General features: G+C 66.8%; 24 protein-coding genes and 1 pseudogene. 10 read left to right on the forward strand and 15 right to left on the reverse strand.

Going from position 1 to position 23,495, the window contains the following annotated elements:
• Nucleotides 1–63 precede the first annotated feature (63 nt).
• Nucleotides 64–1,281 (forward strand): ArsA family ATPase, encoded by a 1,218-nt coding sequence (locus FGF80_RS03975; RefSeq protein ID WP_138652324.1) that lies wholly within the window; start codon nucleotides 64–66, stop codon nucleotides 1,279–1,281.
• A gap of 99 nt (nucleotides 1,282–1,380) precedes the next feature.
• Here the strand turns inward: FGF80_RS03975 and purF are convergent, their stop codons facing one another.
• Nucleotides 1,381–2,853, reverse strand: coding sequence for an amidophosphoribosyltransferase (gene purF, locus FGF80_RS03980; protein WP_006184518.1), 1,473 nt, complete (start codon nucleotides 2,851–2,853; stop codon nucleotides 1,381–1,383).
• Nucleotides 2,854–3,133: 280 nt separating this feature from the next.
• Here purF and FGF80_RS03985 point away from each other — a divergent pair, with 280 nt between their 5' ends.
• Complete coding sequence (locus tag FGF80_RS03985) at nucleotides 3,134–4,903, forward strand: MutS-related protein (protein ID WP_138652326.1); 1,770 nt, start codon at nucleotides 3,134–3,136, stop codon at nucleotides 4,901–4,903.
• A 19-nt stretch (nucleotides 4,904–4,922) separates the two neighbouring features.
• On the opposite strand, the gene FGF80_RS03990 is transcribed toward FGF80_RS03985, so the two are convergent.
• The 4 genes from FGF80_RS03990 to dps form a co-directional block, all read right to left on the reverse strand.
• Nucleotides 4,923–5,513 (reverse strand): DUF6735 family protein, encoded by a 591-nt coding sequence (locus tag FGF80_RS03990; protein WP_138652328.1) that lies wholly within the window; start codon nucleotides 5,511–5,513, stop codon nucleotides 4,923–4,925.
• Between the two features lie 200 nt (nucleotides 5,514–5,713).
• Nucleotides 5,714–7,213, reverse strand: a complete 1,500-nt coding sequence (locus FGF80_RS03995; protein ID WP_138652330.1) for an HTTM domain-containing protein — start codon at nucleotides 7,211–7,213, stop codon at nucleotides 5,714–5,716.
• 159 nt (nucleotides 7,214–7,372) lie between these two features.
• A complete protein-coding gene (locus FGF80_RS04000; RefSeq protein WP_138652332.1) occupies nucleotides 7,373–7,819 on the reverse strand; it encodes an SRPBCC domain-containing protein in 447 nt (148 codons plus the stop codon).
• A gap of 78 nt (nucleotides 7,820–7,897) precedes the next feature.
• Entirely contained in the window at nucleotides 7,898–8,557 is a 660-nt protein-coding gene (gene dps / locus FGF80_RS04005; RefSeq protein WP_138652334.1) for a DNA protection during starvation protein, read from the reverse strand.
• 135 nt (nucleotides 8,558–8,692) lie between these two features.
• Between dps and FGF80_RS04010 the strand changes: the two genes are divergently transcribed.
• Nucleotides 8,693–9,973, forward strand: a complete 1,281-nt coding sequence (locus FGF80_RS04010) for a DUF7405 family protein (protein ID WP_138652336.1) — start codon at nucleotides 8,693–8,695, stop codon at nucleotides 9,971–9,973.
• 118 nt (nucleotides 9,974–10,091) lie between these two features.
• Here the strand turns inward: FGF80_RS04010 and FGF80_RS04015 are convergent, their stop codons facing one another.
• Nucleotides 10,092–10,526 carry a thiol-disulfide oxidoreductase DCC family protein gene (locus tag FGF80_RS04015; protein WP_138652338.1) on the reverse strand — a complete coding sequence of 145 codons (435 nt, stop codon included), beginning with the start codon at nucleotides 10,524–10,526 and terminating at the stop codon, nucleotides 10,092–10,094.
• Between the two features lie 79 nt (nucleotides 10,527–10,605).
• Nucleotides 10,606–10,980: a 2Fe-2S iron-sulfur cluster-binding protein gene (locus tag FGF80_RS04020; protein WP_138652340.1), complete on the reverse strand. Its 375-nt coding sequence runs from the start codon at nucleotides 10,978–10,980 to the stop codon at nucleotides 10,606–10,608.
• A gap of 135 nt (nucleotides 10,981–11,115) precedes the next feature.
• Between FGF80_RS04020 and FGF80_RS04025 the strand changes: the two genes are divergently transcribed.
• The 3 genes from FGF80_RS04025 (at nucleotide 11,116) to FGF80_RS04035 (ending at nucleotide 13,247) form a co-directional block, all read left to right on the forward strand.
• Nucleotides 11,116–11,892: an NAD-dependent epimerase/dehydratase family protein gene (locus FGF80_RS04025; protein ID WP_138652342.1), complete on the forward strand. Its 777-nt coding sequence runs from the start codon at nucleotides 11,116–11,118 to the stop codon at nucleotides 11,890–11,892.
• 116 nt (nucleotides 11,893–12,008) lie between these two features.
• The gene (locus FGF80_RS04030) at nucleotides 12,009–12,803 is read left to right on the forward strand and encodes a hypothetical protein (protein ID WP_138652344.1); all 795 of its coding nucleotides are present in this window, start codon (nucleotides 12,009–12,011) and stop codon (nucleotides 12,801–12,803) included.
• Nucleotides 12,804–12,929: 126 nt separating this feature from the next.
• The gene (locus FGF80_RS04035; protein ID WP_138652346.1) at nucleotides 12,930–13,247 is read left to right on the forward strand and encodes a DUF7535 family protein; all 318 of its coding nucleotides are present in this window, start codon (nucleotides 12,930–12,932) and stop codon (nucleotides 13,245–13,247) included.
• Nucleotides 13,248–13,289: 42 nt separating this feature from the next.
• Here FGF80_RS04035 and FGF80_RS04040 read toward each other — a convergent pair whose 3' ends face one another.
• Together FGF80_RS04040 and FGF80_RS04045 are read right to left on the reverse strand one after the other, a co-directional pair.
• Entirely contained in the window at nucleotides 13,290–14,300 is a 1,011-nt protein-coding gene (locus tag FGF80_RS04040; protein ID WP_138652348.1) for a glutathione S-transferase family protein, read from the reverse strand.
• A gap of 99 nt (nucleotides 14,301–14,399) precedes the next feature.
• Nucleotides 14,400–15,377 carry a calcium/sodium antiporter gene (locus tag FGF80_RS04045; protein WP_138652350.1) on the reverse strand — a complete coding sequence of 326 codons (978 nt, stop codon included), beginning with the start codon at nucleotides 15,375–15,377 and terminating at the stop codon, nucleotides 14,400–14,402.
• Between the two features lie 118 nt (nucleotides 15,378–15,495).
• Here FGF80_RS04045 and FGF80_RS04050 point away from each other — a divergent pair, with 118 nt between their 5' ends.
• Nucleotides 15,496–16,551 carry a DNA methyltransferase gene (locus FGF80_RS04050; protein WP_006184503.1) on the forward strand — a complete coding sequence of 352 codons (1,056 nt, stop codon included), beginning with the start codon at nucleotides 15,496–15,498 and terminating at the stop codon, nucleotides 16,549–16,551.
• Between the two features lie 295 nt (nucleotides 16,552–16,846).
• Here the strand turns inward: FGF80_RS04050 and FGF80_RS04055 are convergent, their stop codons facing one another.
• A complete protein-coding gene (locus FGF80_RS04055) occupies nucleotides 16,847–17,509 on the reverse strand; it encodes a potassium channel family protein (RefSeq protein WP_049907926.1) in 663 nt (220 codons plus the stop codon).
• A 195-nt stretch (nucleotides 17,510–17,704) separates the two neighbouring features.
• Between FGF80_RS04055 and FGF80_RS04060 the strand changes: the two genes are divergently transcribed.
• Nucleotides 17,705–19,132 (forward strand): NCS2 family permease, encoded by a 1,428-nt coding sequence (locus FGF80_RS04060; protein ID WP_138652352.1) that lies wholly within the window; start codon nucleotides 17,705–17,707, stop codon nucleotides 19,130–19,132.
• Nucleotides 19,133–19,253: 121 nt separating this feature from the next.
• Nucleotides 19,254–19,511: a glutathione S-transferase N-terminal domain-containing protein gene (locus FGF80_RS04065; RefSeq protein ID WP_006184499.1), complete on the forward strand. Its 258-nt coding sequence runs from the start codon at nucleotides 19,254–19,256 to the stop codon at nucleotides 19,509–19,511.
• Between the two features lie 46 nt (nucleotides 19,512–19,557).
• On the opposite strand, the pseudogene FGF80_RS04070 reads toward FGF80_RS04065, so the two are convergent.
• From FGF80_RS04070 to FGF80_RS04080, 3 genes and pseudogenes are all read right to left on the reverse strand, one after another.
• Nucleotides 19,558–19,842 (reverse strand): annotated as a pseudogene (locus FGF80_RS04070) (IS200/IS605 family transposon protein TnpB); the annotation flags it as partial.
• A gap of 6 nt (nucleotides 19,843–19,848) precedes the next feature.
• Nucleotides 19,849–20,046 (reverse strand): hypothetical protein, encoded by a 198-nt coding sequence (locus FGF80_RS04075; RefSeq protein WP_006184498.1) that lies wholly within the window; start codon nucleotides 20,044–20,046, stop codon nucleotides 19,849–19,851.
• A gap of 50 nt (nucleotides 20,047–20,096) precedes the next feature.
• Nucleotides 20,097–21,062 carry a transcriptional regulator gene (locus FGF80_RS04080; RefSeq protein WP_006184497.1) on the reverse strand — a complete coding sequence of 322 codons (966 nt, stop codon included), beginning with the start codon at nucleotides 21,060–21,062 and terminating at the stop codon, nucleotides 20,097–20,099.
• A gap of 169 nt (nucleotides 21,063–21,231) precedes the next feature.
• On the opposite strand from FGF80_RS04080, the gene FGF80_RS04085 reads away from it, so the two are divergent.
• Nucleotides 21,232–22,530: a tRNA(Ile)(2)-agmatinylcytidine synthase gene (locus FGF80_RS04085; RefSeq protein WP_006184496.1), complete on the forward strand. Its 1,299-nt coding sequence runs from the start codon at nucleotides 21,232–21,234 to the stop codon at nucleotides 22,528–22,530.
• An 80-nt stretch (nucleotides 22,531–22,610) separates the two neighbouring features.
• Here the strand turns inward: FGF80_RS04085 and FGF80_RS04090 are convergent, their stop codons facing one another.
• Both FGF80_RS04090 and FGF80_RS04095 read right to left on the reverse strand, forming a co-directional pair.
• Complete coding sequence (locus tag FGF80_RS04090) at nucleotides 22,611–22,814, reverse strand: VNG_1110C family protein (RefSeq protein ID WP_006184495.1); 204 nt, start codon at nucleotides 22,812–22,814, stop codon at nucleotides 22,611–22,613.
• Between the two features lie 299 nt (nucleotides 22,815–23,113).
• The gene (locus FGF80_RS04095; RefSeq protein WP_175416976.1) at nucleotides 23,114–23,446 is read right to left on the reverse strand and encodes a hypothetical protein; all 333 of its coding nucleotides are present in this window, start codon (nucleotides 23,444–23,446) and stop codon (nucleotides 23,114–23,116) included.
• Between the last annotated feature and the right edge of the window lie 49 nt (nucleotides 23,447–23,495).

The raw sequence follows: 23,495 nt of genomic DNA on the forward strand, positions 1-23,495 counted from the left end.
GGGCGGCGTGCCCCGCCGCCGGAGACCGACGAATACTCGTGTCGGGACCGGGAAAAGCGGCGTATGAGCGGCATCGACGTCGAACCGGTCGACGAGGAGGAGGCGACGAGCGAGCGCGACGACGGCGACCACACCATCGAGGTGACGCCGACCGACTCCGTCGACGACGGGGACCCGGCCGAGCGCGAGACCATCGACGTCGAGCCGTCCGACGAGCCGATGGACGGCCCCGACTACGTCCTCTACGGCGGGAAAGGCGGCGTCGGCAAGACGACGATGGCAGCGGCGACGGCGCTGGACAGCGCCCGCGGCGGGACACCGACACTGGTCGTCTCGACCGATCCGGCCCACTCGCTGTCCGACACCTTCGAGACCGACATCCCGGCGGAACCCGGCCGAATCCGGGACGACGTGCCGCTGTACGCGGCCGAGATCGATCCCGAAACCGCGCTCGAGGAGGGAGACACGCCCTTCAGCGGGGCGGGTGGGGGAGCGGACGAGACGGACCCCTTCGCGGGCAGTGAGGCGGGCGGCTCCCCGTTCCCCGGCGAGGGGGACGAGGGCGGGCCGCTCGGCGGCCTCGGCGACATGCTCGGCGGCGACTCGCCGATGGACGCCCTCTTGGGCGGCGCGATGCCCGGTGCCGACGAGGCCGCCGCCATGCAACTCCTGCTCGAGTACATGGACGACGCGCGCTTCGAGCGGGTCGTCATCGACACGGCCCCGACCGGACACACGCTCCGCCTGCTGCAACTCCCCGAAATCATGGACACGATGATGGGTCGGTTGATGAAACTCCGCCAGCGCCTCGGCGGAATGCTCGATGGCGTCAAGGGGATGTTCGGCGGCGAGACGCCGGACGACGGCGACGACCTCGAGGACCTGGAGGTCCTTCGCGAGCGCATCGAGCGCCTGCGGGCGGCCCTGCGCGACCCCGCGCGGACGGACTTTCGGATCGTCATGGTGCCCGAGGAGATGAGCGTCTTCGAATCCAAGCGCCTGCGCCAGCAACTCGAGGAGTTCGGGATTCCGGTCGGCACCGTCGTCGTCAATCGGGTGATGGAACCGCTGTCGAACGTGACCGACGACATCGACGGCGAGTTCCTGCAGCCGAACCTCGACGACTGCGAGTTCTGTCAGCGCCGCTGGGACGTCCAGCAGGGCGCGTTAGCCGAGGCACAGGACCTCTTCCGGGGGACCGACGTTCGCCGCGTCCCCCTGTTCGCCGAGGAGGTCCGCGGCGAGGGCATGCTCGAGGTCGTGGCGGCCTGTCTGCGGTAGGTCACTCCGCGGGGAGTCACCGGTCGTAACCTGACTTGGCCTCGGACTCGTCCGGAGCGAGCGAAGCGAGTGGAGGGGAAGGAAGATGCGTTCGGTGTTCTAGTCGTCCGCGGGGAGTTGCTGGCCGCCCACGTCGGGCCGGCTCACGTCACGATCGGTCTCCTCGCCGTCGATGTCGTAGGGGTACTCGCCGGTGACACAGCCCAGACAGAGATCGATGCGGTCCTTGCCGAGCACGTCGGCGACGGCGTCGGTCGAGAGGTAGGCGAGGCTGTCGGCGGCGATCTCGTCGCGGATTTCGGCGGTCGATTTGTCCGCGGCGATCAGTTCGTCGCGGGTGGCCATGTCGATACCCATGTAGCAGGGGGCGACGATCGCGGGAGCGCCGATACGGACGTGGACCGCCTCGGCTCCGCAGTCCTTCAGGAGTTGGACGAGTTGGGTCGACGTGGTGCCGCGGACGATCGAATCGTCGATGACGGTGACGGTCTTGCCTTCGATCGTCGATTTGATCGGGTTGAGTTTGAGCCGGACCGCGCGTTCGCGTTCGTCTTGCGTCGGCATGATGAACGTCCGGCCGACGTAGCGGTTCTTCATCAGCCCCTCGGCGAACTCGACGCCGTCATCGTCCGCATCCCGCGGTTCGCCGTCGGCGGTCGTCTCGCTTGCGGCGTCGGCGTACCCCGAGGCAAAGGCACGCCCCGAGTCGGGAACCGGCATCACGACGTCGGTCTCGACGCCGCTTTCCTCCCAGAGTTCGCGTCCCAGGTTGCGCCGCGCCTCGTAGACGAGCGTCTCGTCGATGACGCTGTCGGGTCGCGCGAAGTAGACGTGCTCGAAGAAACAATGGGCGGTGTTCTCGGTATCGACGAGCTGGTAGGAATCGAACCCCGCGCCGTCCGCCTGGAGGACGACGAGTTCGCCCGGCCGAACGTCCCGGACCAGGTCCCCGTCCAGGGTGTCGATCGCCGCCGACTCCGAGGCGAGCATGTAGCCGTCCTCGAGTTCGCCGATACACAGCGGCCGGTTCCCCTGTGGATCGCGCACGCCGAGAACCGTGTCGTCGTGGGTGATCGTCAGCGAGTACGAGCCGTGAATGCGGCCCATCGTGTGTTTGACCGCTCGTACGAGGTCCTCCTCGAGGAGGTTCCGGGCGAGGTCGTGGGCGATGACCTCGGTGTCGCCGTCGCTGGTAAAGGCGTGGCCCGCGGCGGCGAGTTCGTCGCGAATCTCGTCGGCGTTGACGAGGTTCCCGTTGTGCGAGAGCCCGAGCGATCCGCTCTTAAACGAGACGGAGAACGGCTGTGCACAGGAGGAGTCAACCGAGCCGGCCGTCGGATACCGCACGTGGCCGATCCCCGCTGCGCCGGAGAGCGCGTCGAGGTCGTCCTCCCCGAACGCGTCCCCCACGAGCCCCATTTCGACGTGGCTGTGCTGTTGAAACCCGTCGTGCGTAACGATCCCGGCCGACTCCTGGCCGCGATGCTGGAGTGCATAGAGCGCGTAGTACAACGGACGTGCCGCGTCTCGACCGTCGAGTGAGACGCCGACGACGCCGCACTTTTCGGTCATTCCTGTTCGCCGGGGAGTTTCGCCCCGCCCATCAGTCATGGAAGTCAGTAGGGCACCGAGCCGATAAAAACCCCCGTGTTTGTGCTTGTTCAGCTCTCCGAAGACCAGCCTAGTACGCATACCCGTGTATATGTTGTGTGTGCACACGCGGTGGTATTCGAGAACCCGCCGCTGCGTCTCGCTGCCGCTGTAGGCGAACACCGGCCCGGGCAGTCGTTGTGCGGAGACCACGGCGACCAATGACACAGTGTTCAAGACACTCGCCGCGAGTGCCCCACGTATGCGACTCGAGGAGTACTGGGGAGTCGGCCCGAAGACGCGGGCGACACTGGTCGACGAGTTGGGAAGAACGGCGGCGATCCGGGCGATCGAAAGCGGCGATGTGGGGGCGCTGTCCGACGCCGGACTCGCCCGCGGCCGAGCGACGCGGATCCTCCGTCGCGCGACCGACGGGTCGGGGATGGACGTGTTGGCGACCAGTGACTCCCGCGCGGCGTACAAGGACCTGCTGGATCTGGCGGTCGACCACGCCGTCACCCAGCGTGCAGCCGACCGAATCCGAGTGCTAACGCCGCTCCACAGCCGTGAGGCGATGAACGAGCGTCTCGACGACGTGCTCGCGGCACGAGACGCTTGGGCCGCGCTCTCCGAAGACGATCGGACCGCCGTGCTCGAGGCCTACGAACGCTACGACGAGCGCGACGGCAGCGAACACGCCGCCGTCGAGGCCGCGCTCGCGCTGCTCGCGGCCGGCGTCGATTCCGGCCCGTTTGCCGTAATCGCTGACCTCGAGCGCGAGCAACTCGCGACGGCCGCCGAGGCGCTGGGGGCACTCGACAACGGCCGCGTGCGAAAGGGTGCCGACCGGGACCTCGATCGCCTCCGGGACGCACTCGGGGCCGTCGAGGATATGGACGCGAACGCGCTCGCGCTGATCGAGGACCTGCGCGCCGACGGCGTCCACGACGCCGAGGGGTTCCGCCAGTCGTTCGAGGACCGCCTGTTGACCGAGACGGACGTGACGATCGACCGGGTGCGGGACGCGATGCCCACCGACGCGACGGACGCGACCGACTTCGTCGGCGACACGCTGCGGACGCTTCGGCGTGACCTCACCGAAGCGGTCGACGAGCGCGAGCGGACCGTCGCGACCGATTTCGAGGACGCGCTGGCCGATGCACGCGACGCGGTCGACCGGGCCGTCGAAGCGGTCGACGACATCGCCTTGCACCTTTCGCTGGCACGGTTCGCGCTCGAGTACGGCTGTACTCGCCCCATATTCGTCGCGGAGGACGACGCCGCGGTCTCCGTCGTCAATGCGCGCAACCTGCGCCTCGCAGCCCGCGACGACGAGTCGGTCCAGCCGGTCACCTACGCGCTCGGGGAGCACGGTATCCCGAGCGTGCCCGACGGCGTCACCGCGGTTCCCGGCGAGGAACGTGTCGCCATCCTGACGGGGGCCAACAGCGGCGGGAAGACGACCGTCCTCGAGACGCTGTGTCAGGTCGTCTTGCTCGCGATGATGGGACTGCCGGTTCCCGCCGACCGGGCCGAGGTGACGCCCGTCGACTCGCTGGTCTTTCACCGCCGGCACGCGAGTTTCAACGCCGGCGTCCTCGAATCGACGCTGCGCTCGATCGTCCCGCCGCTCTCGGCGGCGGGTCGTACCCTGCTGTTGGTCGACGAATTCGAGGCGATCACGGAACCCGGCAGCGCGGCGGACCTGCTCCACGGGCTCGTCACGCTCTCGGTCGACCGCGAGGCGCTGGGTGTGTTCGTCACCCACCTCGCGGACGACTTAGAGCCCCTGCCGCCCGAAGCGCGGGTCGACGGTATCTTCGCCGAGGGGCTCGACCCCGACCTCGAGTTGCGCGTCGATTATCAGCCCCGGTTCGACACCGTGGGCCGGTCGACGCCGGAGTTCATCGTCTCGCGATTGGTTGCCAACGCCGGCACCCGGACCGAGCGGGCCGGGTTCGAGACGCTGGCAGAGGCGGTCGGCAACGAGGCCGTCCAGCGGACGCTCGCGGACGCTCGCTGGACGGAGTGAGTCCGAGCCCGCTTCGGGCTCACTCCTCGAACTCGACACTCTCGTCCGTCGGTTCGTCGCGGTCGCGGTGCGCGGCCGCGAACCAGCGGTCCGGTGTGGGTGTATCCGTCGACTCGCCGCCGGTCGACTCGCCGTACGTGTACGGGATTCCGTCTCGCTCCTCACAGACGCGGGCCTCGAGATACGCCCGTGCCGCCCGTCGCGGGAGCGCCCCCATCTCGATGACATCGCCCAGAGCCGTCTTGGTCGCGCGAAACCAGACCGTGACTACCCCTTCATCGGCGGGCCGCGTTGGGACGATCGCACCGCGGTCGCCGCCGCGACCATCGCCCCACTCGAGCCAGCAGACGCGATACGCCTCGACGCCGTAGTCGTCCGCCGGGGCGACGAGAAAGAACGCCTCGTGCACGCAGGGCTCGAGGTGGTCCCGGAGGATTCGCTCGAGCGTGATCGAGGCCGCCAACAGGGGCCCCTCGACCGCGCCGTCCGCGAGGGGCGTCGTCGCCGTGATCTCGTCCGCGAGCGATAGCGTCTCACCGCCCCAGTGACTGTATCGCAGGTCGTAGAGGCGATCCGGCCGCCGGTAGGCGACGAGGGCTCTATGTCCCATCGGCCACCCGATCGAAACGGTGCGAATCGAGCCACTCGAGGCGCAAGCGGGAATGCAGTTCGGTGCTCACGGCGAGTCTGGCCGCGTGTCCGTACTTGAACCTGCGGACGGGAGCGGCGGCCGGCAGCGATCGCACCGCTCGGTGTGTCGCTCGGAAGACGGCCGCCCGCGGTCGTATACCGTCGCCCCATCGAAGGCCGTCAACACCGACTGACGATCAGTTCGTGGGGCGTCGGCTCGCCGACCGGGCCGTTCGCATCGACCGACTGATCGACGCGATAGATCGTTACCGACTCGACGCCATCGGGGGCCTGCGCACAGAAGTACGATCCCGCGGCCTCGCGCGCGGGTTCGCCTGCACCCTGTCCTTTCCGTCCGTACCGCTCCCAGAGCGTCGACGAATACCGCGCGGCGACGTCGGGCGGGCCGTCGAACGTCGCCGGTCCGCCGCGAAGGAGATCGGTCGACTCCCCGGCCGCGTCGGTCGCTTCGACGACGTACCAACTGTACGTATCGGGCGGGTTCGGCGCGAAAAAGGCCCAACTCGAGTGTTCGAGAACGCTGTCGCCGCCCGCACTCGGGTTGTCGACCAGACCCGCCGCCGTGACCTGCCAACTCGCCGCAGCGAGGAACACACAGACGAGAAGCGCCGCCGCGGCGAGTCGCGTGCCGCGTCGGACGCGCGGTGAGAGCACGGACCGGGACATCGATCCCGCCTCGGTTCGCTCGCCGCGTGGCCGAAGCGCGCCGAGTCGGCGTGCGAGCCCGGTTGCCGAACCGAGGTGCTCGAGCCGGTCCCAGACCGGCGGCGGGAGAAAGACCACCAGGACGGCGATCATGATCAGCGGAAACATACCCAGACGCATCGTCGCTGCCATGCTGAGATGCGCGCCGACGTAGGCGGCGACGGTCGCGGTTCGGAGCCGGCCGGTCGCGAGCACGAGCAGGACCGACGCCGAGAGAACGGCAACCCAGAGCCAGTTGATCGCGGTCAGGAGGGCGGGATAGTCCGCGATCGTCGGCCCCAGATACCCGGTGAAGCTCTCGAGTCGAAAGATACGCTGGACCGCGATGCCGGAGAGCCACTCCTCGCTCCGGAACTTGAGAACCGCGTTGATCGCGTAGATAACGACGACGTGCAAGAGGAGGAGGGCGGTCGCCGTCGAAACCACGCGCTGTCCGTCGCGGGAGTCGCGCTGGCGAGGACGGATCGCCCACCGAGCGTCGAGGGGGAGCACCGCCGCGAAAAGCAGCAACGAGATGAGTATCGTGTCACCGCCGTTGACCAGGTACGGGTTGCGAGCGTGCAGCGATGTGAGGAGAAGCGCCGATCCGATGGCCGCGAGTCGATGTCTGTAGCCGAGCAGCACACACACCGCGAGAGCACCGGTGACAGCGAGCAAGAGGGCTTGCACCCATACCGAGCCCGACAGGGCGTACAGCGACCAGCGTGCGAGCGTCGGCGACAGTTCGTCGAGGGTGGACCGCGGGAGGATTCCCGCGTCCGTATAGAACGTGACCAGTCCCGGGGCTCGGAGGACGATCAGATCGAGCACGACGACCAGCCCCAGCCCGATCCGGAACGCGGCCAGCGCCCGCGGATCGATTCCGAGACGCGATCGGACGAGCGCCCGAACAGCAGCGCGCGTCGTCGGCGCGCCGCCGGTCGCAGTCGCGGATTCGGACGAGGCTCCTGTCATGCCAACTACCGAGTCGGTCCCGAGTTGTAAACCGATATATAAGTACTTTCTCCTGACCGTCGCCGACGGTGGACAGTGACTCACCGCGAACGCTCGACCACCGCCCGACGATGACGGATACGACGCCGGCACTCCTGCACGTCGGACGGAGGGGCGCGGTCACGGAGTCGCGCTCGCCCGTCGCTCGGCGCGGGTCGCGATCGCCTCGTTCATCGCGACGAACGCCCGTTCGACGCGGGCCGCGTCGAAGACCAGCGGGACGAACGCGCCGCGAACGGTTTCGCGCTGGAGCAGCCGCGTGCGCCGCCCATCGTCGATCGGCTCGAGGTGAAACTCGTGGTAGCGGTCGAACGCGAACGGGACCACGAGCCGGTCGAGCCAAGCGAGTCGGCGGGTGGGTTCGACGGTGACTGCCATCGGGCCGTCGAGGAACCGCCCGAGGTCTGCCGACGCGTCCCCGGTCCGTTGCATCGAGGGATCGACTGCAACCCCTTCGATCGTCCGGCTGATCGGGTCCCATTCGGGATACGTGTCGAAGGCGAGAAGCGCTTCCCAGACGACCGCGGGCGGGGCATCGATCTCGACGAAGACCTCGACCTGGTTCATGCAACCTACTACCACGCTCAGCGGGATGGCTGTACCGGTCGAAACGCCACCGTCTCTCCCGCGGAGGGTGCCTGTCGCCTATGCGCTGTCGTTGAACCGCCGGTTCGTCGAGAGCGGCGCATCGCCCGGCTCACCCCGGACGAAGTGGCCGGCCGGATTGATCTCGCCGTCGCGCTCCATCGAGAGGAGTTCGACGAACCACGCCTCGTGTTCGATCTCCTCCTGTAGGATGCGCTGGGCCATGTCGTAGGTGCGCGGATCGACGCCGTGGGTCATGTCACAGATCTCCGACCACGTTCGAATGGCACAGCGTTCGGCCTCGAGCAGTACCTCGAGGATGCCCTCGGCGCTGAGCGAATCGGTATCGAAGCCCCCGTCGCCGGCCATCGGGACCGGGACCGCGGCGTCGGGACAGGACGCCCGATCCGCGAACTCGCGAATGTCGTTGGGGAGCGCACCGCCGAGTTCGTACACCCGCGGTGCGACCAACTCGAAGTGCGCCCGGTCCTCGAGGCGGGCATCCTCGGTGATCTCCTTGTAATCCTCGTGACCGGCGAGGTGCATTCGCAGGTTCGTGTAGTAGTAGTACGTCGTGAATTCGGCACCGATGGCGTCGATCAGTTTCTCGCGCAGGACCTCGGGCTCGAGTCCCCGTTCGCGAAGGACGGCCATGCCGACGCGCTCGCTCGTCTCCCCTGCATCGACGGTGCCCGCCGCGTGTGGTTTGTCGTTTGACATCCATCGACCCACTCCCAGCACTCGCTGCATGAATCTTTGCTTGCAACTGCAGCCCGCGAACGTCGGGATTTCGTCGGACGTGCACCCGGCAGGGTGACCGCAATATCCTTACTCGTCAGCCCCCGAAGGTCGCGTATGAACGGTTCGGATCACGGCCTCTCGCGTCGCGCGTTCGTCCGCAGTGCCGTCGCCATCGGTGGTGCGAGCGCACTGTCCGCCTGTCTCCAGCGCGAGGAGCCCGAAGACGTCCCGCAGGCCGCTCTCGCGATGGACGAACTCCCCGACCGCCAACACGCCTGGAACGAGTTCCTCGCCACGGACGACCACGGGAACGTCGTCCCACCCGAACACCACCTCCTGCTCGGCCTCGAGTACGTCGGCGACGGCCCGGCCGAGGTCGAACGCGAACGCGAGCGACTCGAGGCCGCGCTTCGAACCCTCGAACGGGCCTACAAGCGCGGAAACGAGGGGCTGGCGTTTACGATCGGCTACGGGCCGAACTACTTCGATCGGTTCGATACCGCCCTCCCCGACGGCGTCGATCTGCCCGCGCCCGAAGCGCTCGCGCCGATCGAGGACCCGCAACTCGACGCGTACGACGCGCTCGTCCATCTGGCCAGCGACTACGGCCACGTCACGCTCAGCGCCGAGGAAGCCCTGAAAGGCGACCTCGACGAACTGAACGGCCTCGCGGTCGAGGGCTCGCTCGCGGGCGTCTTCGACGTGGCCGAGCGCCGGACGGGATTCATCGGCCGCGGCCTCCCGGCGGACAACCAGGCCGGCGTCAGCGGCATTCCCGACGGCGAACCCGTTCCGGCGGACGCGCCGCTGTTTATGGGATTCAAATCGGGGTTCAGGAAGACCCAGGCCAGCGAGGACCGCGTGACGATCGACGAGGGCCCGTTCGCCGGCGGCACGACGATTCACCTCTCGAAGATCCAGCTGCACCTCCACCAGTGGTACGAACAGGACAGCCGCGACCAGCGCGTCGCCAAGATGTTCTCCCCGGCCCACGCCGAAGACGGGCTCGTCGAGGGGGCCGGCCACAATCTCGGCGACTCGAGCCGGATCGCCGAGGTCGGCGGGAGCGCGGCCGACGACGCGCGAAACGAGGGAACGGTCGGTCACGCGCAAAAAGCGGCTCGCGCCCGCGAGGACGGCGAACCGATCATTCTCCGACGGGATTTCGACTCGACCGACGACGACCGGGCTGCCCTCCACTTCCTCTCCCTGCAGCGTTCGATCGAGGACTTCGTGACGACGCGGCGGGCGATGACCGGCAGCGACCTCACCGAGGGATCGGTCAACTCGCGGACGAACAACGGCATCCTCCAGTATATCAGCGTCCGCAACCGGGCGAACTACCTCGTGCCGCCGCGGGATCGCCGTGCCTTGCCCGTGCCGAATCCGGCGTAGCGGATCGGGTCGGCACCGCCGTACTTGAGACGCGGTTCGATCGAGGTGCAGTAATCGAGCGGTCGCTCGAACGAACCGCTTGCCCACGAGGCTCGTGGCCGGGCCGCCGAAACCAATCTCAGGCGTCCGGACTATGGGTCCGCGTCCCGGCAGTCGCGAGAGTATCGAACAGCGCCGCGGCGTCGTCGGACAGCGGATAGGCGTCGTGATAGGGATCGATCTCTCGATCGGTTCCCGAGACGAACTGCACGGCGTCCGCGACCCGTTCGTAGCTCTCGTCGACGATGTCCCGGACGAGCACGGGAAGTCCGGCCCGCTTGCACAGTTCGGTGGCGGCAGCCCGCCCCGCCCAGACCGTGTCGGCCTCGATATCGACGAAAAAGAGCGCGAAGGGAGTGTCGCCGAACTGGGCCGCGAGGAACTCCTGTGCGGCCGGGTCGTCCCACGGAACGACGCCGACGGACTCGAGGCGTCGCACCGCGGTCGAAGCCGCCGAACAGAAGGGGCAGTCGCCGTCGTAGAGCAGGAGACCCGTAAACTGTGGGTCGGCCATACTCACCGGTACGCCGCGGGGGCGGAAAACGTTCCGTGGGGCAAGTGCCGGGTCCGGTTGCGTCGAACCGCGTTCGCCCCTAATCGAGTTTCGACCGCCCCGGCGGCTTGTCGTGGTCGGCGCGATGCCGGAGCAGTGCCTCGGACTGTTCGACCTCGATGACGCAGTCGGAGCGGGGCCGAGCGACGCAGGTGAGAACGAAGTTCGCCGCCTCGTCCGACGGGTAGTATCGTTTGGCCTGACTGTGATCGACTTCGCCGGAGCGGAGTTTCGCACCGCAAGTGATACACCACCCTTGCTGGCAGTCCGCCGACAGCCAGAGGCCCGCCGATCGGGCCGCCGCGAGGATCGACTGGTCCTCGCGGACCTCGATGGTCCGGGACTCGCCCGCGGCGTCGAGAGCCGCGTCCTCGGGGACGCGGAGTTCGACCTCCCAAGTCGTGGGGGCAGTCACGGGACCGGGTACGATCGGGTCGGACAAAGGTCTGCGGCCGACCGTTGACAGCGTTGCGTCACCATCTCGAGTCGCCGGCGCGAGGCCGGAAGACGCTGGCCCGATCTATTTCCGCGCCGTGACCGTCCGGTCCGTATGACGGCCATCGCAATCACCGGCGCATCGGGGACCGTCGGGAGGGAAGCCATCGCGGCGTTTCCGGACGACGACCACGAACTCACGTGCTTCTCACACAGCGAGACCGACGACCTCGACACCCAGCCCCTCGAGATCAAGGATCGCGAAGCGTTCGCGAGCGCGCTCGAGGGCCAGGACGTGTTGCTCCACCTCGCGGCGAATCCGTCGCCGCGGGCCGAGTGGGACGAGGTGCGAGGGCCGAACATCGGCGGCGTCTACAACGCGTTCGAAGCGGCGATCGAGCACGACCTCCAGCGGGTGGTCTTCGCGAGTTCGAACCACGCGGTCAACATGCGAAACACCGTCTCGGGAATCCGGCCGGAGTCGACCGTGGGCCGTCCGGCCATCGTCCGACCCGACGATCCGGCGGACCCCGACACCTACTACGGCGTCACCAAGGTCTTCGGCGAAGCCATGGGATCGTACTACGCGAAGCGCCACGGCCTCGAGGTGGTGAACCTGCGGATCGGCTGGCTGCTCACCCGTGACGATCTCAGACGGGAGTGTCAGGAGCGGGACGGTGCGGGCGAGCGCTACGCCCGCGCGATGTGGCTGAGTCCCGACGACTGCCGGCGGCTGCTCAACGCGGCCGTGACGGCAACCCTTGGCGGGTCGCCCCTGACCGCACACGGAATCTCCGCCAACGCCGAACGCTTCCTCTCGCTGTCCGAGACGATGCGCGACCTCGGCTATCGGCCACGAGACGACGCCGAGACGGTTCTGAACGACGAATGAGGCGATCCGACAGCGGACGAACGGCCGCGACTCCACTCCGTCCGCAATCCGCCCCCTGACAACAGAATATCAACGCGACAGAACGAATTATGGTATCGCGGCCGCATACGGGAAACATGGCCCGTGACTCTCCATCGGACGACGCGATCACCGCTGCGGCGGACGTCGTCGATGTCCTTCGCCAGTTCGGTCTCTCCGACGAGGAGATCGGCGGCGGCGCGATCGAGGCTCCCGATTCGATACGCGACGCGACGAAAGCGGTCGCCGTCGACGGGGCCGTTGTACGGGGGCTCGGTACCGGCAGCGATCCCGAACGCGCGAAAACCGGGACGGTACAGGGCATCCTGAGCGAGAGCGGCCGCGGCGTGACCGCGGACAACACCTACCACCACAAACGCACTCTCGAGGTGCCGCTCGACAGAGCGCTGGCCGAGTTCGGATACGGGTTCGAATTTCGGAGCATCGGGAGCGACGAGTGGATCGAACCCAAGCATCCGGATCATCCCAGAGCGTTCCGGCTGGTCGTGGTCGACGATGCGAACGAACCCATTGCGACGGCCGCGTTTCGATACCCGCCGACCGACGGCGCGCACTCGAGTCGTCTGTGTCGAGCCCTCGGGACGGCACTGAACGACACCGTTCTCGCCGCGATCGACGTCCGCATGCTCCTCCTTGACGACGGCAGCGGGTCGTTCAACTGGGTCGTCGTCGCTCGGGAAACGCTCGAGACGCTGGCGTCGGCGTACGGGCCGACGCTCGCGGTGTTCGGGGAGCCACTCGTGCGGCGCGGGCCGGAGTACAAATACGGTTTCCGGGAACTCGACCGGTCCGCCGCGGTCGATCACCAGTCCGAATTCGGGGTCCCGGAGCCCGAGGAGACGTTCGCGATCGAAACGGCCTACGACCTGTAGGGAGCGTCGCGTCGTCACTCAACCAACCCACCATCGAAATGACAGGTAGGATGACTGCCGGCATCGGTATCGCGGTCGCTCGAGGGGATCGAAAGACGGAATACCGACACGTTCGTAGCCGAGCACATGTCAGTCAAGGTGTCCGAGTCGACGGGCTACGGGCCGAACACCCAGATGTCACTGTTCGGCTATATCATGGCCGCAGTGCTCGTGGTCGTTCTCATCCCGTTGATCCCCGTTCTCGTTCCCGTCTGGATTCTCTGGAAAGTATTCGTCGCGGACGAGGAGTTCGAGCACAGCTTCGAAACCTGGCGTCGCGAGTCCGGGCGCACCGGCTCCGGCCGCCACGACTCCGCCGAACCGGAAACCGAAGCCGACGAATCGGACGCCGAAGACGCCGATGTTGCAGACGCCGAGGCCGACCGAACGGCCGCGGAGTCCTAACGCCGCCGGCCCGTTCGGTTTCCGCTCGAGTGTCCCGTCCGGCTAGTCGTCGGTACTCGCCGCCGCGACGAGATCGGACGGCGGTCCGCCCGGACGGTCGTCGCGGTCGTGGGGGGCCTCGAAGTGCAGATCGGGGCCGCGAGCGACGATCCGGTGTGGATTCACGTCGGGGTGGGTCGTGTAGTAGTGTTCTTTGATGTGGGCCATGTTCACCGTCCCGGCGACGCCGGGCGTCTGATACAGATCACGGAGGTACGGCCAGAGGTTGTCGTACTCGCGGATGTACTGGACGTTACACATGAAGTGCGTGTGATAGACGTTATCGAACCGAACGAGCGTCGTGAACATCGCGATATCGGCCTCGGTCAGTCGGTCGCCGGCGAGGTAGCGCTGATCGGCCAGCACCTCGTCCCAGTGATCGAGCGCCGAAAAGAGGTCGTCGACCGCCTCGTCGTAGGGCCCCTGCTCCGTGGCGAATCCGGCCCGATAGACGCCGTTGTTGATCGGCTCGTAAATCTCGTCGATGATCCGGTCGACCTCGTCGCGGTATCCCTCGGGATAGAGATCAACGTCTCGAGACGCGACATCGTCGAACTCGGTGTCGAGCATCCGCATGATCTCCGCGGACTCGTTGTTGACGATGGTCTCCTCCTCCTTGTCCCAGAGGACCGGGACCGTTACGCGACAGGTCGCGTCCGGGTCCGCGCGCACGTACAACTCGCGGAGGAAATCGGCGTCGTGGCGGTGGTCACGCGTACAGCCCTCCTTGTCCGGCGTGAACTGCCAGCCGTCCGCGTCGCGGTACGGGTCGACGATCGAGACGGAGATCGCGTCCTCGAGTCCCAACAGTGCCCGCGTTATCAGTGTCCGGTGAGCCCACGGACAGGCGTAGGCGGCGTACAGGTGGTATCGGCCGGCCTCGGGCTGGAACCGAGCGTCGGGTTCGTCCCGAACCTCGTCCCGGAAGGGGGTCGTCTGGCGTTCGTACGAGCCGTCGTCGCCAGTCGACTCGTAGGCGTCGGTCCGCCACTCGCCGTCGACGAGCATATTCATACACGAACGGAGGGTGGCTGGATACAAATGGTCTCGCTAACACTCGTGTCACCAGGCTTTCGGGGCGGCACGCGTTCGATCCGGTCGGTGTCCAGCGGCTCACGGAATCAGACTCACGACCGAGTAGCCCACCCCGAGAACGACGAGCGAGACTCCCTCGAGGCGGGTGAGCCGCCGTCCGGTCGCGAGCACGGCCGTGGCGAACGCGGTCAGTACGCCCAGCCACGCCAACGCAACGAAGACGGCCGGATCGGCGGTGAGCGGCCGGAACACCGCGGCGATCCCCAGCACGCCGACGACGTTGAAAATATTCGATCCGATGACGTTCCCCGCGGCGATACTGACGCCGTCCCCGCGAGCGGCCACGACGGAGGTCACGAGTTCCGGGATCGAGGTGCCGGCCGCGACGACCGTCGCACCGATCGCCCACTCCGAAACACCGGCGGCGAGGGCGAGTCCGACTGCCGAATCGACCAGGACGCGCCCCCCGACGATGACGAGGACGAGACCGACGAGAATGCGTCCCCCCTCGATACCGACACGAACGTCGTGTCGGTCGCGCTCAACGAGAGCGGTCGTACCGCCGTCGATCGGTTTCGCTCGCCCGCCGTCTCCGTCGGTTGCCGCTCGAATCGCGACCCAGAGCACACCGAGATAGCAGGTCAGGAGAACGAGGAGTATCGCCCCCTCGAGTCGCGAAACGACGCCGTCGGCGAGGACGGCAGCTGCGACGATCGTCGACCCCGCCATCGCGATCGCGTCGCGGCGGAGTAACGATTCCATCACGCGAAACGGCGTGATGACGGCGACGAGACCGAGGATGACGCCAGTGTTGAACACGTTCGAACCGATGACGTTTCCCACCGCGACGTCACCCCGACCCTCGACTGCGGCCCCGGTCGAGACCACGATTTCCGGCGCTGACGTCCCGAACGCGACGACAGTGAGGCCGACGACGAGCGCGGACACGCCCGCCGCACTGGCGAGTCTAGATGCGCCGGTCACGAGCGACCGTGCGCCGAGCCACAGAGCGAGGGCGGCGATGCCGAACAGAACGACATCCTCGAGGAGCACCATCGATAGCAGTCGCCTTTCGGACGAACGGCCAAAAATGGCGGGCACGCAGCGGTCCGATCTCCCGCGCAGGTCGACCCGAGGCACAAGCGTTTAAGCGGCCCGAGTGAGCACTCGAGGTATGGCAGACGACGGGGATCGACACCGCCAGAGCCGCCTGTTCACGGACGACGACGGCGCGTTCGACGCCGACCGTGCACGGGAGGAATCCCTGCCGGTCGAAGACGGCGAGGTGATCGATACCGACGACCTGGCCGACCACCAGCGCTACGTCGAGGGACGCGGAATCTACGACGAGCGCAATCGAGTGAACGACCTCACGGGCAAGGAGTGGAAATACGCCACGAAGTCCGTGATCGCCGAGGGCTACCCGCCTGCCGTCCAGCACGACCGGCGCAACGAACACGGCGGCCAGAAACCGCCGCGACTCTGTGCGGACCTGATCGGCCGGTTCAGCAAGGCCGGCGACACCGTCCTCGATCCCTTTGCGGGCGTCGGCGGCACCCTGCTCGGTGCGAGTTTCTGCGAACACGAGGGGACCGGCCTGCGGCACGCAATCGGATTCGAACGGACCGAGCGCTGGGTCGATCTCTACCGGGAAGTTCTCGAGGCGGAAAACGACGAGCGCCGCGCTCGCGGCGACCCGCCCCTCGCCGAGCAAGACATGCGCCACGGGGACTGCGTCGAATTACTCGCCGACGTCCCCGACGACTCCGTGGACCTCCTGCTGACCGACGTTCCGTACTGGCACATGGACGAGCTCGAGCAGACGCGCAACGAGCGCGAAACGCGCGAGAGCAAGTTGGGATCGTTCGGCGGTGCCGAAGCCAGTGACGCGACCGTCGACACCGATGCGGACGATGGAGGCGGCAGCGAACGAACGAAAGCCGAGTGGCTCGCCGACATGGCCGACAAGTTCGACCGGTTCACCGACGCCGTCACGCCGGACGGTCACGTCGTCGTCTTCATCGGCGACATGTACCGCGAGCAGTCCTACGAGTTCCTCTCGGCGGACCTCGCGCGGGCGATCGAGTCGACCGCCCCGCTCACGCTCGCGGCGAACCTGATCTGGTACGATCCGACGAAGGACCTCCACGTCTACGGCTACCCCTTCTCGTTCGTCCCCTCGATGGTCCACCAGAACGTCCTCGTGTTCCGTCTCGAGGCCGGGAACTGAACCGCGGCCGAGTCGTTGCTGCCGGCCGCCGGGCGGCAAGTGATGCCTGACGGTGGGTCGGATGCCCACCGCGGACGGGGTAAAACCGACCGAGTCTGACTCCCGTCTGTCGGTCGTCTGACGCGGTTTTATTGGGCCCCAGCGTGACGAAAGGAATAGGCGCGCGACGGTCTCCCCACCCCTCCCCCATCCAGCCGTCTGCGCGCCTACTCCCGTTCCTCTCCCCCCTTTTGAGAGTAGCAGATGAACGATACCGCCCGAGCGGAAATCGAATCGGGTACAGCGATCCGCTCGATCAGGCGTTCGCGGGCAACAGGGTCGACCGAACGTCGTCCGTGCGATCGCTTTCGATGATGAGCGCGACCTCGTCGCCGACCTCGAGTTCGGTCCCCGGGAGCGGAATCGTCAGCGACTCGCGGGCGCGACCGTGGGCGTAGATCCGCGCGGACTCGGGCAAGTCGAGTTCGCTCATTCGCTTGCCGACCGCCGGCGACCCCTCGCGAATCTCGAGGACCGTCAACTGGAGGGTCGCGGCGAGGTCGGCCACGACGTTGAAGTCGCCGCCGAGCAGGGCCGTCTTCGCGCCGGCAGCCCCGAGCCGTTCGGGGTAGATGATCTCGTCGACCTCCTCGGCATACTTCTCGTAGATATCCTCGCGGTAGTCCTCGTCGATCCGCAGAACGGTCCGACAGCCGTGGTGCGTGCCGACCATGCAGGCCGCGAAATTGGCGTTGAGATCGGGCGTGAACGTGCCGATCGCGTCGGCGCTCTCGATCCCGGCGTCGACGAGAACGTCCTCGTCGGCACCGTCCCCCCGGATCGTCTCGAGCGCGTCGTCGCTGGCGCGCTCGAGGCGGTCCATGTCGTTGTCGACGATGACGACCTCGTGGCCCTCTTCGGCGAGGATCGTTGCCGTCCGCGAGCCCACTCGGCCATAACCCACGATGACAAACCTCATGATATCATGGTACGCGCTCCGAGGTCAAATACGTTGGTCCGACTGCCACTCGTCGAACCCCAGGCGATCGGAACGCGCTCGAGCGGACTCGAGTTCGGTTCGTCTCCCACACATATACACGATTGTGGTTATATATGGCCCCGATGCGGACAAGAACGCTTAACTAATCGGTGTGGTTATGCTCGGACATCCAATATGGGGGCACTCGCAGCGTTCTTCGGTTTCGACGAACACGATACCGACCTCGAGACGGAATCGATCGCGGGGTTGACGACGTTCCTGGCGATGTCGTACATCATCGTCGTCAATCCGGCCATTCTCGGCGAGGCGATCACACTGGAGGGCTACAATTCGGGCGAGATCACACAGATGATCACCGTCGCGACCATCCTCTCCTCCGCGGTCGCCATCTTCGTGATGGCGTTCTGGGCGAACAGGCCGTTCGGCCTCGCGCCCGGGATGGGGCTGAACGCCTTTTTCGCGTACACGGTCGTCGTCGAGCTCGGCGTCCCATGGCAGGTCGCGCTCGCGGCCGTCTTCGTCGAGGGAGTCGTCTTCATCTTCCTGACCGCCATCGGCGCGCGACGGTACATCATCGAACTGTTCCCCGAACCGGTCAAGTTCGCCGTGGGGGCCGGGATCGGCGTCTATCTGCTCTTTTTGGGCCTTCAGGAGATGCAGATCGTCGTCGACAACCCCGACACGCTCGTGTCGTTAGGTAACGTCGCGACCAGCGCCGTCGCGGCGCTGTCGGTCGCCGGGCTTGCGCTGATGCTCGTCCTCCACGCACGGGGTATCCGCGGGTCGATCGTCATCGGGATCGTCGCGACTGCCGTCACCGGCTGGGTGTTGACGGCTGCCGACGTCGTCGCCCCGGGGACGCTCACGCCGCCCGGGAGCTACGAACAGGTCACCGAAGAAGGCCTCCTGAGTCTGATCGCGAGCGTACAGTACGACTTCACGCCCCTGATGGCCGGCTTCATCGACGGGCTCGGCATGATCACTGACGATCCGCTCGTCTTCGTGTTGGTCGTGTTCACGTTCTTCTTCGTCGACTTCTTCGACACGGCTGGGACGCTCATCGGCGTCTCCCAGATCGGCGGCTTCCTCGACGAGAACGGCGACCTCCCCGAAATCGAGCGGCCGCTGATGGCCGACGCGATCGGCACCACGGTCGGGGCGATGATCGGCACCTCGACGGTGACCACGTTCATCGAATCCTCGGCCGGCGTCGAAGAGGGTGGGCGAACCGGGTTCACCGCCCTCGTCGTCGGTCTCCTCTTCTTGCTGTCCCTGCTCATCGTGCCGCTGATCAGTGCCATTCCGCAGTACGCCTCCTATCTCGCGCTGGTCGTCGTCGGCATCATCATGCTTCAGGGCGTCACTGATATCGACTGGCAGCATCCCGCCTGGGCGATCGCCGGCGGACTGACGATCACGGTCATGCCGATGACCGCGTCGATCTCGAACGGCCTCGCGGCCGGCATCATGAGCTACCCGCTCGTCAAAGGTGCTATGGGCGAAGCCGACGACGTATCGACCGGCCAGTGGGCGCTCGCACTCGCGTTCGTCCTCTACTTCGTGGTCTACTTCGCCGTCGACGCCGGCATGGTCTCGTTCTGACGGCCGCCGTCGCGTACCGGCTTCGGCGATCCCGCCGATCCACCGACTCCCGTTCCCCGCGATCCCGGCAACCACCCGGTCGACCGATGATCTGATACGTCTTCCGCGGCAATGCCCCTGTATGGCAGACATCACGATGTACGAACTCCCCGGCTGTCCGTACTGCGCGAAGGTCCGATCGAAACTCGACGAGCTCGAGCTCGAGTACGACGTCATCGAGGTCCCCCGTTCACACGACGAGCGAACGGCTGTCGAGACGGTCAGCGGTCAGACCGGCGTTCCGGTCATCACCGACGAAGCCACCGGCGTCGAGGGTATGAACGAGAGCGACGATATCGTCGACTACCTCGAGGAGACCTACGGCAGCGGCGCGGCTTGAATCCTCACCGCGCTAAAGTGCGAGGATTCCTCCGTTGGGGGTTCGGCTACCGACTCACGGAGGCAACTTGCGGGTTTGTGCGCACTTCGTTGGGACGTTCATGAGGGTATGGTTTCCCCGACCAGCCGTGGTCGTCCCACTCGAATCGCACGAGCCGTGCCATCGGCCTGATTCCGCAATCGCTGGTCTCTCGAAGGAACGTCTCTGACGCCGTGAGGTCGGCGTGCCCCTCGAAACCACATGGACACGTCAGCGTCTCCCCGTGGCGAACCGTCTCTACGTGATCGCCACGTTCGGGGCACGTCTGACTCAGCCACGCTTCCGACTCGGCGACCCACTAAAACCAACCAGTACACAGGCGACACAGCGTGAGAACGGGATAGCCGAGCGCGACGGCAACGGCGACAAACAGCGCTCCATCGGCCGCGGTGGTGATGGGCGTCCCGTAGTTGAACACGAGTCCGAGTCCAGTCAGGAACCCGACGAGGAGTCCGCGATGTGCGCTGACGATGTCGACGTCGGAATTCGGCTTCATTGGGACTCGCTGAGTTGCCGGTCAGTCCATGCGGCCGGCGCGGACCTCTGTCAGGCCGCCTCTTCGTGCTCGGAGCGCTCCCGGATGACGTCCCGGAGGTCGTCGGCGTTCCGGAACGTCTCGAGTTCGTCGCGCTCGACCAGTGCGGTGCCGTCGACGGACTCCTGTTTCGCCCGGTCAACGACGTAGACGGATCGGGTGCGGGTGACCTGCCCGATCGAACTCATGATCCGGGCGCGTTTCTCCGCGGCCTTCGTGAACTTCGAGTGACCGGTCAGAACGATCTCGCTGTCGTCTTCGTCCTCGCTGACCGCCGTAAACGGCGAGCGGGCCGTCGGGTGGACGCTGTAGCCGGCCCGCGTGAGGACGGCGACGACCTGTTCGTCGTCCGGGTCCGCTTCGGGATCGGCCGGCGTTGCTTCGCTCTCGTGGACGTCGTCCGCTCCCTCGAGGACGTCGACCGGGCTCGTCAGTGGCGCGTCGAACATCTCTTCGAGGGCCATCGCGATCTCGACGGACGCGTTCATCCCGTCTTCGTACTTCGAGACGGTCCGTCGGGAGACGCCGAGTTCGCTGGCGAGCTGGCCGAGGCTCCAGTCGCGGTCCTCGCGCTCGTCGGCCAACAGATCGCCGTCGATGTTGACGTAGAGGCCGCCGGGAGCGGCGTAGATCAGCGGCGGGACCTCCTCGATGAAGAGGTTGTACGCCGTATCGGGGCTGAAAACCGGGACGCCATGTCGGAAGTAGACCACGTCGGGTTTCAGGTCCTCGTCGCGGCTGCGCAGGCCGATGACCAGCGGCGTCGCATTGAGGTAAGTCCCCAGGCGTCGCATCTCGTGGCCGGTCGCCTCGTTGAACGCGTCGATGTTCGCGAGGATCTTGACGAGGATCAGATCCTCGCCGCGCCGGGCGGCGATATCGAAGCTCTTCGGCCGGATCGCACACCGATCGCTCACCATGAATCCCGCGTCCTCTAACATCGCGGTCACGTTACCGACTAGTGCGGAGCGGGACATACGGGGTTGTAAGCGATTCCTCCTATAAGACGTTTTTCCCCGGGATATCCGGGTGCCGTGTCGCGATTCCACGAGTTTCACGGCAGTATACTTATATATTTGCCGCCGCCGGCCGGCGGCGAAACGAGATCCCGAAAGGGATTCCCCGGTCCCCCGCCAAGAGACGCCGATGACCGTCGTCGGGATCGACGATACCGACTCGCGCGAGCGCGGGATGTGTACGACCTACGTCGCCGCGACGATCGCGGATCGGCTCCGCCAGGAGCGCGACGCTTCCGTATCCCGAATCCTCCTCGTTCGGCTCAACCCCGCCGTCGAGTACAAGACGCGTGGCAACGCCGCGCTGGCGATCCACACGGACTGCGATCCCGCCCGCGCGTTCGAACTCGCTCGCGACCGCCTCGAGTCGCTCGCCGAAACCGACGACGACCGGACGAACCCCGGACTGGTCGTGGCCGACCGCACACCCGAGGCGGGCGCGATTCCCGCCGACGTGCGTCGGTTCACACGCACGGCGATCCGCGACCACCTCGAGCCGGCCGCCGCCGCGGCCCTGATCGAGCGCCACGGGTATCGGTCGTGGCACGCCGGCGACGGCCGCGGCCGGATCGGGGCGTTGGCCGCGATCGGCTCCTGGGCGGCGCTCGAGGAGTGGACCTACGAATATATCTCGTATCGCGAGCCGGACCGCTGGGGAACACCCCGTGACGTGAACCACGAGAGCGTCTTCGCTGCGGCCGATCGGGGCTATCCCTCGGTGTGGGACACCGTCGACCGCGGCGAGGACGAGACCGTCTGTGTCCCCCACACGCCCGGTCCCATCCTGCACGGCATCCGCGGCGACGATCCCGACGCGGTCCGTGCGGTCGCCGATCGCATCGAGAGCGAGCCCGTTGCCGGGGGGCGGCTGTTCGTGACTAACCAGGGGACGGACGTCCACCTTCGGGACGGTTCGATCGGGACCGTCGAGAACGGGCGGGCTTACCGCGTCGAGGGGCGAGTCGCGAGCGAGCCCGAAACACGTCGCGGCGGCCACGTGTTCGTCGATATCGAATCACCGGCCGCCGACGGCGACCGGTCGGCCGAGCGGCTCACCTGTGCGGCGTTCGAGCCGACGAAGCGGTTCCGCGATCGCGTGCGGGCGCTGCGCGTCGGCGATCGGATCACCGCCTGCGGCGAGGTCGCCGACGGCACGCTCAAACTCGAGAAGATCGCCGTCCGCGACCTCGTTCGGACCGAGCGGGTAACGCCGATCTGTCCCGACTGCGAGCGAACGATGGAGAGCGCCGGTCGAAAGCAGGGATATCGTTGCCGAGACTGCAAAACCAGCGCGGCGGAGCGAGCCGAGCAACCGCTTGAGCGCGACCTCGAAGACGGCTGGTACGAGGTCCCGCCGTGTGCGCGACGCCACATCGCGAAGCCCCTCGTCCGGGGCGGGTTCGATGCGCCGACGCATCCGGAGCGGTGACGCCGAACCGCACGGCTGGTTGCGTTTGGTAAGCGACACCGTCGGATCGATCGGACCCGTCGGACCACGGCGGGCGGCGATCAGCGGACGGTGACGCCACGTCGAGCGAGGAACTCGCTTACCGCCTTGATTTCGACGGGACTGCCGATGATGCGGCAGTAGTCTTCTCCCTCCCGGACGACGGTGACGGTGAACTCGTCGTCGAGCTGCGACTCGAGCCCCTCGAGTGCCTCCCGTGGCAGGACGATCTGGGTACTGTCACGCAGCCGCGACGCGTTCGGCATAGGTACCGTATCCCCGGCCGGTCGTTTATCTGTGTCGAAGTCCCGTCTCTATCGGTAATGGAGCCGAGTCGTCGCGCCCCAAACCGACGAGTCACCCGCTCTGCCACCCACTGTGGCGTGGCCTCGGGTGCTGCCGTCATCGCTGCCGGGTGGTCCATACTGGCGCTAGCATGCACCCCATCTATGTACCACGATAGCATACGTCAATATGGTCTCCCCTCGAGCGCCCGGGGAACCTAACGCAGCGGACGGAATCCAGAACCACCGAGGGGGGACTCGGCGTCGGATCGTGCCGGCGGTCACGACTCCGTTCGGGAGGAGCTGACCGACAATACCTTTTCCCGCCGCCTCGACAATGAGAGGAGAAACGGCGCGTAAGTGTAGTCCCTGGAACGGTGCGTTCGGTTCGATCGCACCCCCGTCCGACCGTCGACCACCCAATCGGTCGCCGTCGGATCGACGCCCGGCGTCGCCGCCACTTCGAATCCGATTCGGTCCTCGGATCGCACGGCCGTCTCGCTCTCCGCCGGGTGAACGCGCTCGAGGGCGACCGGCTGGGCTTTCCCGACCCCCGTCGTCGCGAGGGCACCCACGTTACTCCCCACTGCCGTAACGTATTCGCGCTGTCGCATGTCGTATCATGAGCTCTACAGGATAGGATACCTAACACAACGGTGGCGA

Origin of the sequence: Natrinema pallidum, assembly GCF_005890195.1 — an archaeon.
Classification (GTDB): Archaea; Halobacteriota; Halobacteria; order Halobacteriales; family Natrialbaceae; genus Natrinema; species Natrinema pallidum.